General features: G+C 67.5%; 15 protein-coding genes. 10 read left to right on the top strand and 5 right to left on the bottom strand.

Features of this window, described 5'->3' with window-relative positions; genetic code table 11:
- Position 1: 1 nt before the first annotated feature.
- Both ACH0AE_RS01200 and ACH0AE_RS01195 read right to left on the bottom strand, forming a co-directional pair.
- A complete protein-coding gene (locus ACH0AE_RS01200; RefSeq protein ID WP_294441947.1) occupies positions 2-1,174 on the bottom strand; it encodes an alpha-hydroxy-acid oxidizing protein in 1,173 nt (390 codons plus the stop codon).
- Between the two features lie 105 nt (positions 1,175-1,279).
- On the bottom strand, positions 1,280-2,629 hold the full coding sequence (locus tag ACH0AE_RS01195) for a dicarboxylate/amino acid:cation symporter (protein WP_294441948.1): 1,350 nt from the start codon (positions 2,627-2,629) through the stop codon (positions 1,280-1,282).
- Positions 2,630-2,872: 243 nt separating this feature from the next.
- Between ACH0AE_RS01195 and ACH0AE_RS01190 the strand changes: the two genes are divergently transcribed.
- Complete coding sequence (locus ACH0AE_RS01190) at positions 2,873-4,129, top strand: Xaa-Pro peptidase family protein (RefSeq protein WP_294441949.1); 1,257 nt, start codon at positions 2,873-2,875, stop codon at positions 4,127-4,129.
- A 71-nt stretch (positions 4,130-4,200) separates the two neighbouring features.
- Here ACH0AE_RS01190 and ACH0AE_RS01185 read toward each other — a convergent pair whose 3' ends face one another.
- Positions 4,201-4,548 carry a hypothetical protein gene (locus ACH0AE_RS01185; RefSeq protein ID WP_294441950.1) on the bottom strand — a complete coding sequence of 116 codons (348 nt, stop codon included), beginning with the start codon at positions 4,546-4,548 and terminating at the stop codon, positions 4,201-4,203.
- Positions 4,549-4,695: 147 nt separating this feature from the next.
- On the opposite strand from ACH0AE_RS01185, the gene ACH0AE_RS01180 reads away from it, so the two are divergent.
- From ACH0AE_RS01180 to ACH0AE_RS01170, 3 genes are all read left to right on the top strand, one after another.
- The gene (locus ACH0AE_RS01180; RefSeq protein ID WP_294441951.1) at positions 4,696-5,976 is read left to right on the top strand and encodes a sulfotransferase; all 1,281 of its coding nucleotides are present in this window, start codon (positions 4,696-4,698) and stop codon (positions 5,974-5,976) included.
- An 84-nt stretch (positions 5,977-6,060) separates the two neighbouring features.
- Positions 6,061-8,724, top strand: a complete 2,664-nt coding sequence (gene alaS, locus ACH0AE_RS01175) for an alanine--tRNA ligase (RefSeq protein ID WP_294441952.1) — start codon at positions 6,061-6,063, stop codon at positions 8,722-8,724.
- A gap of 71 nt (positions 8,725-8,795) precedes the next feature.
- Positions 8,796-9,014 (top strand): DUF2945 domain-containing protein, encoded by a 219-nt coding sequence (locus ACH0AE_RS01170; protein ID WP_294441953.1) that lies wholly within the window; start codon positions 8,796-8,798, stop codon positions 9,012-9,014.
- A 50-nt stretch (positions 9,015-9,064) separates the two neighbouring features.
- On the opposite strand, the gene ACH0AE_RS01165 is transcribed toward ACH0AE_RS01170, so the two are convergent.
- A complete protein-coding gene (locus ACH0AE_RS01165; RefSeq protein ID WP_294441954.1) occupies positions 9,065-9,610 on the bottom strand; it encodes a hypothetical protein in 546 nt (181 codons plus the stop codon).
- A 163-nt stretch (positions 9,611-9,773) separates the two neighbouring features.
- On the opposite strand from ACH0AE_RS01165, the gene ACH0AE_RS01160 reads away from it, so the two are divergent.
- Positions 9,774-10,478, top strand: a complete 705-nt coding sequence (locus tag ACH0AE_RS01160) for a glutathione S-transferase family protein (RefSeq protein WP_294441955.1) — start codon at positions 9,774-9,776, stop codon at positions 10,476-10,478.
- On the opposite strand, the gene ACH0AE_RS01155 is transcribed toward ACH0AE_RS01160, so the two are convergent.
- Complete coding sequence (locus tag ACH0AE_RS01155) at positions 10,475-10,963, bottom strand: DNA-deoxyinosine glycosylase (protein ID WP_294441957.1); 489 nt, start codon at positions 10,961-10,963, stop codon at positions 10,475-10,477. The two genes, ACH0AE_RS01160 and ACH0AE_RS01155, sit on opposite strands and share 4 nt — an antisense overlap.
- Before the next feature lie 80 nt (positions 10,964-11,043).
- Between ACH0AE_RS01155 and ACH0AE_RS01150 the strand changes: the two genes are divergently transcribed.
- The 5 genes from ACH0AE_RS01150 to ACH0AE_RS01130 all read left to right on the top strand — a co-directional run bounded on the left by ACH0AE_RS01150 (position 11,044) and on the right by ACH0AE_RS01130 (position 14,809).
- On the top strand, positions 11,044-12,021 hold the full coding sequence (locus tag ACH0AE_RS01150; RefSeq protein ID WP_294441958.1) for a cysteine synthase A: 978 nt from the start codon (positions 11,044-11,046) through the stop codon (positions 12,019-12,021).
- 51 nt (positions 12,022-12,072) lie between these two features.
- Positions 12,073-12,357, top strand: a complete 285-nt coding sequence (locus tag ACH0AE_RS01145) for a hypothetical protein (RefSeq protein ID WP_294441959.1) — start codon at positions 12,073-12,075, stop codon at positions 12,355-12,357.
- Positions 12,358-12,668: 311 nt separating this feature from the next.
- Positions 12,669-13,172, top strand: coding sequence for a division/cell wall cluster transcriptional repressor MraZ (locus tag ACH0AE_RS01140; protein WP_294441960.1), 504 nt, complete (start codon positions 12,669-12,671; stop codon positions 13,170-13,172).
- Positions 13,169-14,149, top strand: a complete 981-nt coding sequence (gene rsmH, locus ACH0AE_RS01135; RefSeq protein WP_294441961.1) for a 16S rRNA (cytosine(1402)-N(4))-methyltransferase RsmH — start codon at positions 13,169-13,171, stop codon at positions 14,147-14,149. Before ACH0AE_RS01140 ends, rsmH begins: the two co-directional genes overlap by 4 nt.
- A complete protein-coding gene (locus tag ACH0AE_RS01130) occupies positions 14,150-14,809 on the top strand; it encodes a hypothetical protein (RefSeq protein ID WP_294441962.1) in 660 nt (219 codons plus the stop codon). It abuts the gene before it with no gap.
- Positions 14,810-14,836: the final 27 nt, after the last annotated feature.

Genomic DNA, 14,836 nt, shown 5'->3' with positions numbered 1-14,836 from the left:
GCTAGCGATCCGTCCGGATCGCCCCCGCCTGGCGCACCGCCTCCAAGGTTGGCCAGCCGTTGACCGCCATCAGCAGGTCCGCCTCGGCAAGGAAACACTTCAGCACGTGCGCGCAGCCCGCCGCGCCGCCCAGCGCCAGGCCATAGGAATAGGGCCGGCCGACACCCACCGCATCCGCGCCAAGCGCGATCGCCTTCACCACATCGGTGCCCGATCGGATGCCCGAATCGAACAGCACCGGCACGCGTCCCGCCACCTCGTCGGCCACCGCCGGCAGCATGTCGATCGCCGCGATGCCGCCGTTCGCCTGCCGACCGCCGTGATTGGAGACATAGATGCCGTCCGCGCCGCTATCGATCGCGCGGCGCGCGTCATCGGGGTGGCATATCCCCTTCAGCACGATCGGAAGCTTCGTGATCGACTTGAGCCACGCCATGTCGTCCCACGTCAGCACCTTGCCGAACGTCGCGCCCCAGGTGCCGATGGCGGTGCGCAGATCCTCCTCGGGCGCCTTGCCGCCCAGCATCTGGCGAAAGCGCGGATCCACGAAATAGTTCTGCAGCACATGGCCGCGCAGCTGCGGGAAGTTCGACGGGTTGAGATCGCGCGGCCGCCAGCCGGTGACCCAGGTGTCGAGCGTGACGACGATCGCCTTGTATCCCGCCGCCTCCGCGCGCCCGACGAGGCTTTCGGCCAGTTCCTTGTCGCGCGGCGTGTAGAGCTGGAAGAAGGCCGGCGTCTCGCCGCAGGCGGTCTTCACGTCCTCCAGCGGATCATTCGACAGGGTCGAGGCGGTCAGCGGCACGCCGGTCATGGCTGAGGCCTGTGCCGCCGCCACGTCGCCGTGCTGGTCCTGCGTCATCATGCCGGTGACGCCGATCGGCGCCATGAACAACGGCGAGGGCAGTTTCAGCCCGAACAGCTCGATCGAAAGATCACGGTGCGTCGCATCGACCATCATGCGCGGCACCATCCCCCAATGGCGGAAGGCGCGCGCATTCTCGTCCTGCGTATATTCGTCCCCGCAGCCGCCCTGGACATAGGTCAGCACATGCGGCGGCAGCGCGGATTGCGCGCGCTTCTCCAGCGTCGCGAAATCGACCGGATAGGTGGGGACCACGCCGGACAGGCCGGCACCATAGATCTGGGTTTGCAGGTCGCCGTAATGCGGCATGGAAGGCTCTCCTTTGCCGCCTTCATTGCCGCGCGGGGGCGCGCTGTCACCCCCTTGGCCTGCGCCGGCGCGGCAACGCATCAGTGCCACGCCGGCGGGGATACGTCAGGCGCGCCGGTCCACGTCGAGGTTCGGCGTCTCGCGGAAGCTGTCGGTGTCAAAGGCCGGCCCGCCTCCCGCTGGCGCCCGTGGCCCGTCGATCACGTCCGGCTCCATCGGATCGAGCTCGCCTTCCCATTTCGCGATTACCGCGCTCGCCACCGCATTGCCGACGACGTTGGTTGCCGACCGGCCCATGTCGAGGAAGTGGTCGATGCCAAGGATCAGCAGCAGGCCGGCCTCGGGAATATCAAAGAAGCCAAGCGTCGCCGCGATCACCACCAGGCTGGCGCGCGGCACGCCGGCAATGCCCTTGCTGGTGATCATCAGCACCAGCAGCATGGTGATTTCCTGCCACAGCGTCAGATCGATGCCATAGGCCTGCGCGATGAAGATCGTCGCGAAGGTCATGTAGATCATCGAGCCGTCGAGGTTGAAGCTGTAGCCCAGCGGCAGGACGAAGCTGGCGATGCGCGGCGGCACGCCGAACTTGTCCAGCGCCTCCAGCGTGCGGGGATAGGCGGCTTCGGACGATGCGGTGGAGAAAGCGAGCAGCAGTGGCTCGCGCACGTAGCGCACCAGCAGCTTCGTACGCTTTCCGACGATCGCCCAGCAGACCCCGAACAGCAGCATCCACAGGATGATCATGCCAAGGTAGAAGGTGCCCATGAAATAGGCGAGGTTGCCGATGATCGAGGGCCCGCGCTCGGTCAACGTGCCAGCCACCGCCGCGAACACCGCGATGGGGGCGAAGCGCATCACGTAATTGGTGACGGTCAGCATCACCTGCACCAGCGCCTCGATGCCGCGCACCAGCGGCGCGGCCTTCTCGCCGACTGCGGTGATCGCCACGCCGATGAAGATCGAGAAGACGACGATCTGCAGGATCTCGTTCTTCGCCATCGCTTCGATTCCGGAGGCGGGGAAGACGTGGGTGATGAAATCCTTGAGGTTGAACGCGGCCTTTTCGACGCCGCTGGTGGCGGTTTCCGGCGGGATCGGGAAGTTCAGCCCGACGCCCGGCTGGAACAGGTTCACCAGGATGAGGCCAAGCGTCAGGCTGACGAGGCTGGCGCAGATGAACCACGCCACCGCCCGCCCGCCGATCCGGCCCAGCGCCTTGGTGTCCCCCATGTGCGCGATGCCGGCGACGAGGGTCGCGAACACCAGCGGGGCGATGATCATCTTGATCAGCCGCAGGAAAACGGCGGTCACGATCGAGAAATATCCGGCGATCTCTTCCAGCCGGGCCGTCGCGGCGGCGCTGCCGTCATCGATCCAGGCATTGAGGGCAACCCCCAACGCAAGGCCAGCGACGAGCGCGATCATGATATAATAAGTGAGCCGCTTGGCCATGTATGCTCCCGAGATGTGCGCCTGGCCTTACCGCTGCGTGGCGACCCTTCGACAAGCTCGGGGCGAACGGTGGATAGGTCGTCGCGCGAAGGTGAAAGGGGATTGGCGGCGCGAGGTCAAGTGACTCTGTTCTCACACGCATAGTCGCTTTAGGCATGGCTGCGCCCGCCCGGGCAGCGCAGCACTGGGTCTGTCGCCCTCCGGTCAATTCATCCACGCACCCGATAGGAAAAGAACAAGCCGATGATCTTCGCCCCCTCCCGCCGATCACTGCTTCGGGCGGCAGCGGCGCTGCCATTGCTCTCGATCACTGGGGTTCTTCGTGCCGCGGAGCCGGATCTGGCCGAGCTTTCCGACATCACCACCGGCGCCCGGCCGATCACCCCGGCGGAGCGCACGGCGCGTGTCGCGCGGGCTCAGGCGCTGATGAAGGCCAACGTGATCGGCGCCGTGCTGATCGAGCCGGGGGCAAGCCTCACCTATTTCACCGGCGTGCGCTGGGGGCGCAGCGAACGGCTGACGGCGGCGGTGATACCGGTGGAGGGGGAAGCGCTCGTCGTCACGCCCTTCTTCGAGGAACCGTCGGTCCGCGAGACGCTGGGCGTGCCGGCGGAGGTGCGGGTGTGGCAGGAGGACGAGGATCCGCTGAAGCTCGTCGCCGGCTTCCTCGCCGAACGCAAGCTGGCGGGCCGGCCGGTCGGCGTCGAGGAAACGGTGCGCTTCTTTGCCAGCGATGGGCTGAAGCGCGCGCTGCCGGGCGTCCGGCTCGTCTCCGCCAATCCGGTCGTGCGCGGCTGCCGGATGATCAAGACGCCGGCCGAGATCGCGCTGCTGCAGTGCGCGACAGACGTGACGATCGCCGCCTATCGCTGGCTCCACCCGCGGGTCGAGAAGGGCATGACCGGCGCGGAGGTCGGCGCGCTGATGAGTGCCGCGACACGCAAGCTGGGCGGGGAGCCGGTTTTCTCCATGGCGCTGATCGGCGAGGCATCGGCCTATCCGCATGGCAGCCGCGAGGTGCACCGCGTGGGCGGCGGCCAGGTCGTGCTGATGGACTGCGGCTGCGCCGTGCACGGCTACGAATCGGATGTCTCGCGCACCTGGGTTCACGGCGATGCTACTGCCGAGCAGCGCCGTGTCTGGGATCATGTCGCGCAGGGCCAGCAGATCGCGCTGAAGGCCGCTCGGCTCGGGGCACCCGCCGGCACGATCGACGATGCGGTGCGGGCGCAATATGGACGCTGGGGCTATGGCCCGCGCTACCGGCTGCCGGGTCTCTCGCACCGCACCGGCCACGGCATCGGCATGGACGGGCACGAGCCGATCAACCTCGTCCACGGCGAAACCGCGCCGCTCGCCGCCGGCATGTGCTTTTCCAATGAGCCCGGCCTGTACCTGCCGGGCAAGTTCGGCATCCGGCTGGAAGATTGCTTCGGGATGGGCGCATCGGGCCCGCAATGGTTCAGCACCCCGCCGACCAGCCTCGATCGCCCGGTCTAGCGACTTCACTCGTCACCCCGGCCTGGAGCCGGGATCCCACTTCTTCTTCTTGTTCCGGAGGGGTCGGCGGATCACTTGGCCATCGGCCGAAGCTCGACGCCGTCACGCCCGCCGCCGGTGGTGACGCTGAGGCCAAACGCCCCGCAGCCGACCAGGAACAGGTTCTTCTCCTGGCAATTGTCGGTCCGCGCCAGGAACCGCTGCCGTTCGTTGGCGACCGGCTCCCACATCGGATCGCCTGCCTCGTGCACCGTGAAGGGTGCGCGGAAGCGATCCGCATTGCGCATCCCGCACACCGTGATGTCCGTCGACTGGGGGTCGCGTACGCAGCGCGAATCGGCGGTGGTCAGCTCCCGATAGCGATCGACCGCGGCTTCGGCGGAGGGAACGGCAGCTTGCAATGCCAGGATCAGCCACATGCCGGCGCGCTCCTTCAGGTGTGCCGCGCACTATGAGCGCGCCTGCGCGGCACGCACAAGTGCGACGAACCGAGCAGTCGCGCGCAACGCACTCACTTGGATCATTTTTCCTTGGGCACTAAACGGCGGGCAGGGGGTTTGCCTTTCATGTTCACCATCACCGCCGACAGCGCGGGTCCTTCTGTCGTCCCGCGCGCGTCAGGCGTCGTGGGGGAGCCGTCCCGTCGACACGCCCGCGTCAACGAGGTGCTGGAGCGTGCCTGGACGCGTGGCTGGCTGTCGCGCCCGGTGATCGAATCGGACGCGCTGATCGCGGCCGCGCGCCGGCAGGTCGGCGATGCGACGCTGGGGCCGGACAATGGCTGGCGCGAACGGCTCGACGTGCTCACCGCGGCGCTGCGCGACGAGGCGGCGCTCACCCCGCTCGGCACGGTGATCGCTCATGGCCAAATCGTGGCGGCGCTGGCCAATCGCGCGCGCATGCACGCCTGGTGGCGGCGCCACCCCGAAATCCTCGCCCAGCCGATTCGCCGCCCGATCATCGTCCTGGGGCAGATGCGCTCGGGAAGTACGCGGATGCAGCGGCTGCTCGCGTGCGATCCGCGCATCGCGCACACGCGCTTCTTCGAAAGCTGGAACCCGCTGCCGAGCGGGCGCCTTGGCCCTTTCGACGATCGCCGGCTGCGCGGCTGGATCGGCCTGCGCTGCGCCGCCTGGCTCAATCCTGAATTCCAGACCATCCATCCCACCGCCACGGCGGAGCCGGACGAGGAGATCGGGCTTCACAACGTGTCGATCTTCGGCGCCGCGTTCGAGGCGCAGTGGCGGATCCCCAGCTTCGTCGCGATGACGGAGGCGATGGACACGCGCCCCGTTTACGCCGAATTCAAGCGGCTGCTGCAGACCGCCGCGTGGCTGCGGCGCGAACGCGGGGACAAGCCGCTGGTGCTGAAGCTGCCGCAGTTCACGCAGGATCTGGATGCGGTGCTCGATACCTTCCCGGATGCGCGGTTGGTGTGCCTTGATCGCGCCGCACCGGCGACCGTCGCCTCGTCCGCTTCGCTGGTGCACAGCCAGATGCGCGTCCAGTCCGACGCCGTCGATCCGCATTGGGTGGGGGCGGAATGGCTGCGCAAGATCGCGCTTCGCCAGCAGCGTACCGCCGCTGCCCGCCGCGCCGCGATCGTGCCGCAGGTCGACGTCAGCTTCGAGGCGGTCGGCGCCGACTGGCGCTCCGAAATGCGCCGCGTGTACCGGATGCTTGCCATGCCGCTCTCGTCGCGCGTCGAGGAGCGGATGGAGCGCTTCGTTGCGCGGTCGAAAGAGGGAAGCCACGTCGCGCACCGCTATTCGCTGGCGGATTACGGGCTGAGCGAGCCCATGGTCGTGCGGGCGCTGGCCGGGGAGCTGCCATTGCGCGCCGCTTGAGCGCCATTGTCGACCGTTTTTGCGCGCGATCGACCGTACGACTACCGCTAGTCACCGGGCGTTCAGGTGATTAAGTCGCACGCCATGACCTCGACGAACGACATCCGCCGCAGCTTCCTCGATTACTTCGGCTCGGCCGGGCACAGCATCGTGCCCTCCGCACCCTTGGTGCCGCAGAACGATCCGACGCTGATGTTCGTCAACGCGGGCATGGTGCCATTCAAGAACGTGTTCACGGGCCTCGAGACTCGGCCCTATTCGACCGCGGTAAGCGCGCAGAAATGCGTGCGCGCCGGCGGCAAGCACAATGATCTCGACAATGTCGGCTACACCGCCCGGCACCATACCTTCTTCGAGATGCTCGGCAATTTCTCGTTCGGCGATTATTTCAAGGAACAGGCGATCACTCACGCCTGGACCTTGCTGACCAAGGAATGGGGCCTTCCCGCGGATAAGCTGACCGCGACCGTGTATCACACCGACGACCAGGCGTTTGATCTGTGGAAGAAGATCGCCGGCCTCCCGGATCACCGCATCATCCGCATCCCGACCAAGGACAATTTCTGGGCGATGGGCTCGGATGGTCCGTGTGGGCCGTGCAGCGAGATCTTCTACGATCATGGCGATCATATCCCCGGTGGCCCTCCCGGCTCGCCGGACGAGGATGGCGACCGCTTTGTCGAGGTGTGGAACCTCGTCTTCATGCAGTTCCTGCAGGAAGCCGACACGATCATCGGCGATCTGCCGCGCCCGTCGATCGACACCGGCATGGGGCTGGAACGGATCGCGGCCGTCATGCAGGGCGTGCACGACAATTATGATACCGACACGTTCAAGGCGCTGATCGCCGCCTCGGGCGCGCTGACCCACACTGCGACGACAGGCGCGAATCAGGCCAGCCACCGCGTGATCGCCGATCACCTGCGCTGCGCCGGCTTCCTCGTTGCCGATGGCGTGCTGCCCGCCAACGAGGGTCGCGGCTATGTCCTGCGCCGCATCATGCGCCGCGCGATGCGTCACGCGCACCTGCTCGGTGCCAAGGAGCCATTGATGCACCGCCTGGTGCCGGCGCTGGTCGCCGAAATGGGCGCGGCTTACCCGGAACTCGTCCGTGCGCAGCCGTTGATCGAGGCGACGCTCTCCCAGGAGGAAACCCGTTTCCGCCAGACGCTCGACAAGGGGCTGAAGCTCCTCGACGAGGCGACCGCGGGGATGAAGCCGGGCGACGTGCTGCCGGGTGAGACCGCGTTCAAGCTCTACGACACGTTCGGCTTCCCCTATGACCTGACCGAGGACGCGCTGCGCGCCCAGTCGTTCGGCGTCGACCGCGCCGGCTTCGACGCCGCGATGGCGGAGCAGAAGCGCGCGGCGCGCGCCGCCTGGAAGGGCTCTGGCGCCAAGGCATCGGACGAATTGTGGTTCGACCTCGCCGAGGAAGTCGGCGCGACCGAATTCACCGGCTATTCCAGCGATGTCGGCGAGGGCGTCGTGCTCGCGCTGGTCAAGGATGGCGCGCGGGTCGAAAAGGCCGCAGCCGGCGACCAGGTCGACGTGATCGTCAACCAGACGCCTTTCTATGCCGAGAGCGGCGGTCAGGTCGGCGATGCCGGCACGATCAGCAGTGAGGGGGGCCTTTCCGCCGAGGTGACCGACACCTCGAAGCAGCTCGGCAAATTGTGGGTCCATCACGCGACGCTCGGCGCGGGCGAGATCAAGGTCGGCGACACGGTGAAGCTCGCGATCGACGTCGCGCGACGCGCCGCGATCCGCGCCAACCACTCGGCCACCCACTTGCTGCATGAGGCGCTGCGCCAGCGGCTCGGCACGCATGTCGCGCAGAAGGGCTCGCTCGTCGCGCCCGATCGCCTGCGCTTCGATGTCAGCCATTCCAGCGCGATGAGCGCGGAGGAACTGGCCGATGCGGAGGCAGCGGTGAACGCCAAGATCCGCCAGAACACCCCCGTCACCACCCGGCTGATGACGCCCGACGATGCGATCGCGATGGGCGCGATGGCGCTGTTCGGCGAAAAATACGGCGACGAGGTCCGCGTCGTCTCGATGGGCAGCGATGACGGCGGCAAGACCTATTCGGTCGAGCTGTGCGGCGGCACCCATGTCAGCGCGCTGGGCGACATCGGCCTGTTCAAGGTGATCGGCGAGGGCGCCGTCTCCTCGGGCGTCCGCCGCGTCGAGGCACTGACCGGCGAAGCCGCGCGCGCTTACCTCTCCTCGCGCGACGAGAAGCTGCGCGAGGCAGCCTCCGCGCTGCGCACCACGCCAGACGAAGTCCCCGGCCGCGTCGCCTCGCTGCTCGAGGAAAAGCGCCGGCTGGAGCGTGAACTGGCCGAGGCGAAGAAGGCGCTGGCGATGGGCGGCGGCAGCGGCGCTGCGCCGGCCGGTCCCGAAACCGTCGGCGGCGTCGCCTTCGTCGGTCAGGTGCTGAACGGCTTCGAGGCCAAGGGCCTGCGCGGCGCGGTGGACGATGCCAAGAAGCGCATCGAGTCGGGCGTCGCCGCATTGGTCGCGGTCAACGACGGCCGCGCCACGGTCGCGGTCGGCGTCACCGACGATCTCGTCGCGACGTACAATGCGGTCGATCTGGTGAAGCGCGCGGTCGCCGCGGTGGGCGGGCAGGGCGGCGGTGGCCGGCCCGACATGGCGCAGGGCGGCGGTCCGGACGGCGACAAGGCCAATGACGCGCTGGCCGCGGTTCGCGCCGCGTTGGAGGAAGCCAAGGCCGCAGCCTGAACCCCCGTGTCACCGGCGGCGTGCATCTCGCGCGCTGCTGGTGCGTTCGGCATCGTCGAAGGAGACGATGCTTGGCGAATTCAATTCACAAGGGTGACAAGGTCAGCTGGCACTGGGGTAGTGGCACGGCGCACGGCAAGGTCGAGGAGCGGTTCGAACGCCGTGTCCAGCGGACGTTGAAGGGTGCCAAGGTCGTCAAGAACGGAACCAAGGATAACCCCGCGTTCCTCATCGCACAGGAGGACGGCGCGAAGGTGCTGAAGCGCGGATCTGAATTGCACAAAGGCTAACGGCCGCGGGCGCCGTGCCCGCGGCCTCTGCCGTACTTACTTGGCCGCTCTTACTTGCCGGCCATCGCTGCTTCGAGCTGCGCAGCGGTCATCCCGATGGTGACACCCTGCGGCCCGGGGCCGAACGAGCCGATCGGCAGCTTCGCGTCACCCTTGGGCGTGGTGAGCGTCACGAACTGCGCGTCCGCTTCCTTGATCGTTCCGACCGACGCGCCGGCCGAACCATAGACGGTGGTGCCCGCGGTCAGCTTCGACTTGAAGTCGGCAGCGGCCTGCGCCGCGCCCTGGCCGGCAGCAGCTTCAAGCTCCGCCTTCGTCATGCCGAGCGTTGGGCCCTTGGGGCCGGTGCCGAACGAGGTGAGCGGGACGGCAGCCTTGACGGTGCCGGTGTCGACGACTGCGTTGGTGCCGTCGGTCGATGCGATCGTGCCGACCGTGCCGCCCTGCGCGTCATAAATGGTGGCGCCGACGGTCGGCGCGCCGGCTGCCGGTGCAGCAGCAGCGCCGGTTGCGGGCGTGGTGGCCGGAGCCGGGGCAGTCTGGGCGGTGGCGGCGATCGGCGCCGCGGCAAGCAGAAGGAATGCGTAACGGTACATGGTCGCTCCTTGGTTGTTGCGTCAGTGTTCCAACGAGGGCGCGCGACCCGGGTTCCTGCAAGTGCGGGGCGGCGGGCCGCTCCATCGCGGGGATAAACCGAGCCTCCTTGGCGCAACCGCGCCAGCCACCTACCTTCCGGTGCACACTTCAGGAGAACCCTTCGTGCCTGATCTTTCCGCATTCCCGGTCACCCGGCGCTGGCCCGCCCGGCATCCCGATCGCTTGCAATATTACGGCCTGCCGACGCCCAATGGCGTCAAGGTGTCGATCATGCTGGAGGAAACCGGTCTTCCCTACGAGGTTCACCTCGTCGACTTTGCCAAGAACGATCAGAAGTCGCCGGAATTCCTGTCGCTGAACCCGAATGGCAAGATCCCCGCGATCCTCGATCCCAATGGCCCAGACGGTGCACCACTGGCGCTGTTCGAAAGTGGCGCGATCCTGCTGTACCTGGGCGAAAAGACGGGCAAGTTCCTGCCCGCGGACCCGGCGCGCCATTGGCAGGCGGTGCAATGGGTGATGTTCCAGATGGGCGGCGTCGGCCCAATGTTCGGGCAGCTCGGCTTCTTCAACAAGTTCGCCGGCCGTGAGTGGGAGGACAAGCGCCCGCTGCAGCGCTACGTCGACGAGGCGAAGCGACTGCTTGGCGTCATGGACTCCGCACTGGAGGGCAAGCAGTGGTTCCTCGGCGATGAGTATTCGGTCGCCGACATCTCGATGATCGGTTGGGTGAACAACCTCATCACCTTCTACGAAGCGCGCGACCTCACTGGCTTCGACGGCTATTCAAACGTCGTCGCATGGCTGGAGCGGGGCCTTGCCCGTCCGGCCGTGCAGCGTGGGCTGGAAATCCCCAAGCGGCCTTAGGCCAGATACTCGGCGATGGCCGACCAGGCGGGCTGCTTGGCGGCGAGGCCGACCGTGTGGAGCGGGCTGGACGAGGGGAGGGCGAGGATCGCGAGATCTCGCCCGGCCAGCATCGGCCGCCCGATCGACAGCGCCTTGCCGCCGTTGAAGGCGACCGCGCGAAGTTGCGGCAGGCGATCCACCAAAGCGACGAGGTCGTTCGCACTGGCGTCGCTGATGGTCGCGTCGCTGCTTCCGGTGCGCCGCGCGGTGGCGACCACGTCCCATAGCGCGATGCCTGCGGCGCTGACGGCAGCAAGCCGCGCCTCATATTCAAGCGCCGCGAGATCACGCCCGACCACCGGCGATAGCAAGCGCCAGAACTGGTTTTGCGGATGCGCATAATAGCGCCGTTCGGCGAGGCTGCGCTCACCCGGCAGGCTGCCGAGGATCAGCACGCGCGCATCATCCGGGGCGATCGGCGGGAAGGAAGATTTGAGCGTCACGTCGCCGGCCGAGATCAGCCTTCGCGCGCTACAACGCAAGGTTGCTTGTGGCGCGGGCATGGCTTCGCCATCTAAGCCGGATGCATATCGCCAACGACACGCTTTCGCTCATCGGCAACACCCCGCTCGTCCGTCTCAAAGGCCCCAGTGAGGAAACCGGCTGCGACATCTTCGGGAAATGTGAGTTCGCCAATCCCGGCGCCAGCGTGAAGGATCGCGCGGCGCTGTTCATCGTCGAGGATGCCGAGGCGCGCGGCGCGCTCAAGCCCGGCGGCACGATCGTCGAAGGAACGGCCGGCAACACCGGCATCGGCCTGGCGCTGGTCGCCAACGCCAAGGGGTATCGCACGATCATCGTGATGCCGGATACCCAGTCGAAGGAGAAGATGGACACGCTCCGCGCGCTCGGTGCCGAGCTCGTGACCGTTCCGGCCGCGCCTTACTCCAGCCCGTGCCACTTCGTGCACCAGTCACGCCGCATTGCCGAGGAGACGCCCGGTGCCGTCTGGGCCAATCAGTTCGACAATATCGCCAATCGCCGCGCCCATATCATGGGCACCGCGGAGGAGATCTGGAACCAGCTCGACGGGCGGATTGACGGCTTCACCTGCGCCGCGGGGACCGGCGGCACGATCGCGGGCGTCGGCCTCGGCCTGAAGGAAAAGGACGAGCGGATCACGATTGCGCTGAGTGACCCGCACGGCGCCGCGCTCTACAACTACTACGCCCACGGCGAATTACGCGCGGAAGGATCCTCGGTAGCCGAGGGGATCGGGCAGGGGCGGATCACCGCCAACCTGGAAGGCGCGCCGATCGACACGCAGTTCCGCATCTCGGACGCCGAGGGGCTCGAATGGGTCGATCGTCTGCTGGCGGAGGAGGGGCTTTGCCTTGGCCTGTCATCGGGCATCAATGTTGCCGGCGCGGTGCAGCTGGCGCGGCATCTGGGGCCGGGGAAGCGGGTCGTCACGATCCTGTGCGACACGGGATTCCGTTATCTTTCGAGCCTTTACAATCCGGCCTGGCGCGAGTCGAAAGGCCTCAGGGTGGCAGGGTGAGGTCCCGGAATTCGACAAGTGCGCGATGTTCCGTTAACTGACGACGACGAAATGAAATCCGTCGCATCACATAATCAGGCGATGCAGCGCGTGAAGGTTGGCCTGGTCGGGCTTGCCTTGGTTGTCCTGCTCATCGGCCTCGCAAGTGCCATCTTCAGTGCCGCCAACCGCGAAAAGCCTGTCGCTGCCCCCGGCGCGCCGCAGACGGGCGCGCTGACGAACCTCACCGTCACCAACACCAGCGACGCGGCGAACGAGCCGCTGGCCGAGCTTGGCGTTGCGCCCAGCGCCACCGATCCGTCGCCGTCACCTGCCCCGGAAGCGAACCGCCAATGATCGCGGGAAATCCGGGGATGGGCGGGAATCGAGCGCCTGGAATGGCATCTGGTCGCCCAGCGGCCGGGCCCGATTGCGGAACGGATACCGAACTGCGCCCTCTGCACACGAGACGCGACGTGGGAATCCCACCGGAATAGCCTCGTTTCCCCGACTTTCCCCAAATTTCCCTTCCTTTCCCCGTGTCTCCCTGATATTCATCAGGATGACAGAGGGGCAGGACCACTGTTTTTTGTCGATGGCGACAACCGAGGGCGGTGTGAGCTGCTTTTCGGCTCGGGCGGGTCTTGCGCGCCTTGTGCGAGGTGGGCGTGTCGGAACGGGTGGATTATCTTGGGAAGGGGGTCGGCCTTGTCGATGACAAGGGTCGTGTCGCCATTCCCAGCACCCTGCGGGCCGCCCTCGCCCAGAATGCACCGCGGCCGGACGGCAAGGACGGCGGCACCGTGCTCGTCGGCGTTCACCCGGATTTCCCGTGTCTGATCGCGCATGACCGCGGCTATGTGGAATTCGCCAAGAACCAGCTGATCCAGCGCCAGGCCGAGGCCGGCGCACACACCGGTTCCGCGGCTTACTACGCGCCCCGCATGCGCGGCGCCTCAGTCGAGCCAGTGCCGTTCGACGGCAGCGGCCGCTTCATCCTGCCTGCGGCCGAGCGTGAACTTGCCGGAATCACCGACATCGCCTTCTTCCTCGGCGACTACGAGAGCTTCATGATCTGGGACCCGCGCGCGCTCATGGCGCACGAGGGGGTCGACGAGATGGTGAAGCGTCACGCCGCCATCATGTGCCGAGACAAGGGGATCACGCTGTGAGCCCCCGCCCAGACGCCGATGCACCGCACATCCCGGTGCTGCTCGACGAAGTTCTCGCCGCGCTTGCCCCCGAGCGCGGCGAGACCATGGTCGATGCCACGTTTGGCGCCGGCGGCTACACCCGTGCGCTGCTTGGCGCCGGGGTGCAGGTTTTCGCCTTCGATCGCGATCCTGACGCGATCGCGGCGGGCCGCGCGCTGGAGGAGGCAGAGGCTGGCCTCACGCTCGTCCCCAGCGAGTTCTCGCGCATGGATCGCGAACTGGCGGCGCGGGGGATCGCCTCCGTTGATGGCGTGGCGATGGATATCGGCGTCTCCTCGATGCACCTCGACCAGGCGGAGCGCGGCTTCTCTTTCCAGCAGGACGGGCCGCTCGACATGCGCATGAGCCAGTCGGGCGAGAGCGCGGCCGATTTCCTGAATCACGCCGATGAAGAGGATATCGCCAACGTCCTGTGGCGGTACGGCGAGGAGCCCAAGTCGCGCCGCGTCGCGCGCGCGATCGTCGCTGCGCGGCCGCTGACCACGACCGGCGAATTCGCCCGTGTCGTGCGCAAGGCGCTGGGCCACCGGCCGCACGACAAGAAGGATCCGGCGACCCGCGCCTTCCAGGCAGTTCGCATCCATGTGAACCGCGAGCTTGATGAACTGGCCGAAGGGCTGGCCGCGGCGGAGCGGATCCTCGCGCCGGGCGGGCGGCTGGCCGTGATCAGCTTCCACTCGCTCGAGGATCGCATGATCAAGCGCTTCCTGCGCGAACGGAGCGGGGGAACGCCGGCAGGATCGCGCCATCGGCCGGCGGTGGCCGCGGCGCAGGCGCCGACATTCGAGATTACTGCCCGCGCCGTGCGCGCGGGTGCAGCGGAAGCGGCGCGCAACCCGCGCGCTCGTTCCGCGACATTGCGGACGGCGCGGCGGACGGCCGCGCCGGCATGGGGCAACGACGGTTTGGGGCGAGCCGGCAGTGGAGACGAGTAAATGACGGCGGCGTATCGATTGAAAGGGCTCGGGTGGTTCGGCGGCGTGGTGATCGTGTCGCTGAGCTTCTATCTTGTCAGCCTCCAGGTGGCGGCGGAGCGCAAGCGGCTGGCGCAGGTCGACGCGAAGATCAGCGCTGCCGAACGCGATATCCGCGCTCTGGAAACGGAGTTCGACGTTCGTGCGAACCTGGCGCAGCTCGAACGCTGGAACGGCGATACGCTCGCGCTCGTCGCCCCGACGGCGCAGCAGTTCGTGCGTGACGAAGCGCAGCTTGCGGCGATCAGCTTCACGCCCGGCGGCGCTGCGCCGATAGCCGAGGGCGCGATCCAGACCGCCCAGCTGATCGTGCCGTCGCGCCCCATCGACTCGGCGCCGGCCGCAATCACCGAAACGCCGGCCGCCGCCGCCGCTGCCAAGCTCGTCCAGGTCGCTGCCAAGCCTGGCGAGCCGCGTCCCGCCACCGTCCAGCTTGCGTCCGCCGTCACGAAGCCGGTGCGCCCGGCCGCGATCAAGGTTGCGGCAGCGCGCGGCGATGAGCCGGTCGCTACGATCCGCAAGGCCAATGCCGTTGCCATGCTCGACAAGTCGCTGCTCAGCGACCGCACCCTCGGCGACCTGCTGAGCGGCGCCCGCACCGAGACGAGCCGCTTGCGTTGAGCACGATGGTCGCCCGGCAGGCGGCAC

It is taken from the genome of Sphingomonas sp. 179-A 2A2 NHS, from assembly GCF_045371305.1.
Classification (GTDB): domain Bacteria; phylum Pseudomonadota; class Alphaproteobacteria; order Sphingomonadales; family Sphingomonadaceae; genus Sphingomonas.
This window is presented reverse-complemented; position numbering and strand designations above follow the sequence as displayed.

What these genes read in the sequence shown, in the direction of transcription:
- ACH0AE_RS01130 (WP_294441962.1), top strand. Translation starts at nt 14,150, where the DNA reads ATGACGGCGGCGTATCGATTGAAAGGGCTCGGGTGGTTCGGCGGCGTG.
- ACH0AE_RS01185 (WP_294441950.1), bottom strand. Translation starts at nt 4,548, where the DNA reads ATGTGGCTGATCCTGGCATTGCAAGCTGCCGTTCCCTCCGCCGAAGCC.
- ACH0AE_RS01150 (WP_294441958.1), top strand. Translation starts at nt 11,044, where the DNA reads ATGCATATCGCCAACGACACGCTTTCGCTCATCGGCAACACCCCGCTC.
- alaS (WP_294441952.1), top strand. Translation starts at nt 6,061, where the DNA reads ATGACCTCGACGAACGACATCCGCCGCAGCTTCCTCGATTACTTCGGC.
- ACH0AE_RS01180 (WP_294441951.1), top strand. Translation starts at nt 4,696, where the DNA reads ATGTTCACCATCACCGCCGACAGCGCGGGTCCTTCTGTCGTCCCGCGC.
- ACH0AE_RS01195 (WP_294441948.1), bottom strand. Translation starts at nt 2,629, where the DNA reads ATGGCCAAGCGGCTCACTTATTATATCATGATCGCGCTCGTCGCTGGC.
- ACH0AE_RS01145 (WP_294441959.1), top strand. Translation starts at nt 12,073, where the DNA reads ATGAAATCCGTCGCATCACATAATCAGGCGATGCAGCGCGTGAAGGTT.
- ACH0AE_RS01165 (WP_294441954.1), bottom strand. Translation starts at nt 9,610, where the DNA reads ATGTACCGTTACGCATTCCTTCTGCTTGCCGCGGCGCCGATCGCCGCC.
- ACH0AE_RS01190 (WP_294441949.1), top strand. Translation starts at nt 2,873, where the DNA reads ATGATCTTCGCCCCCTCCCGCCGATCACTGCTTCGGGCGGCAGCGGCG.
- ACH0AE_RS01200 (WP_294441947.1), bottom strand. Translation starts at nt 1,174, where the DNA reads ATGCCGCATTACGGCGACCTGCAAACCCAGATCTATGGTGCCGGCCTG.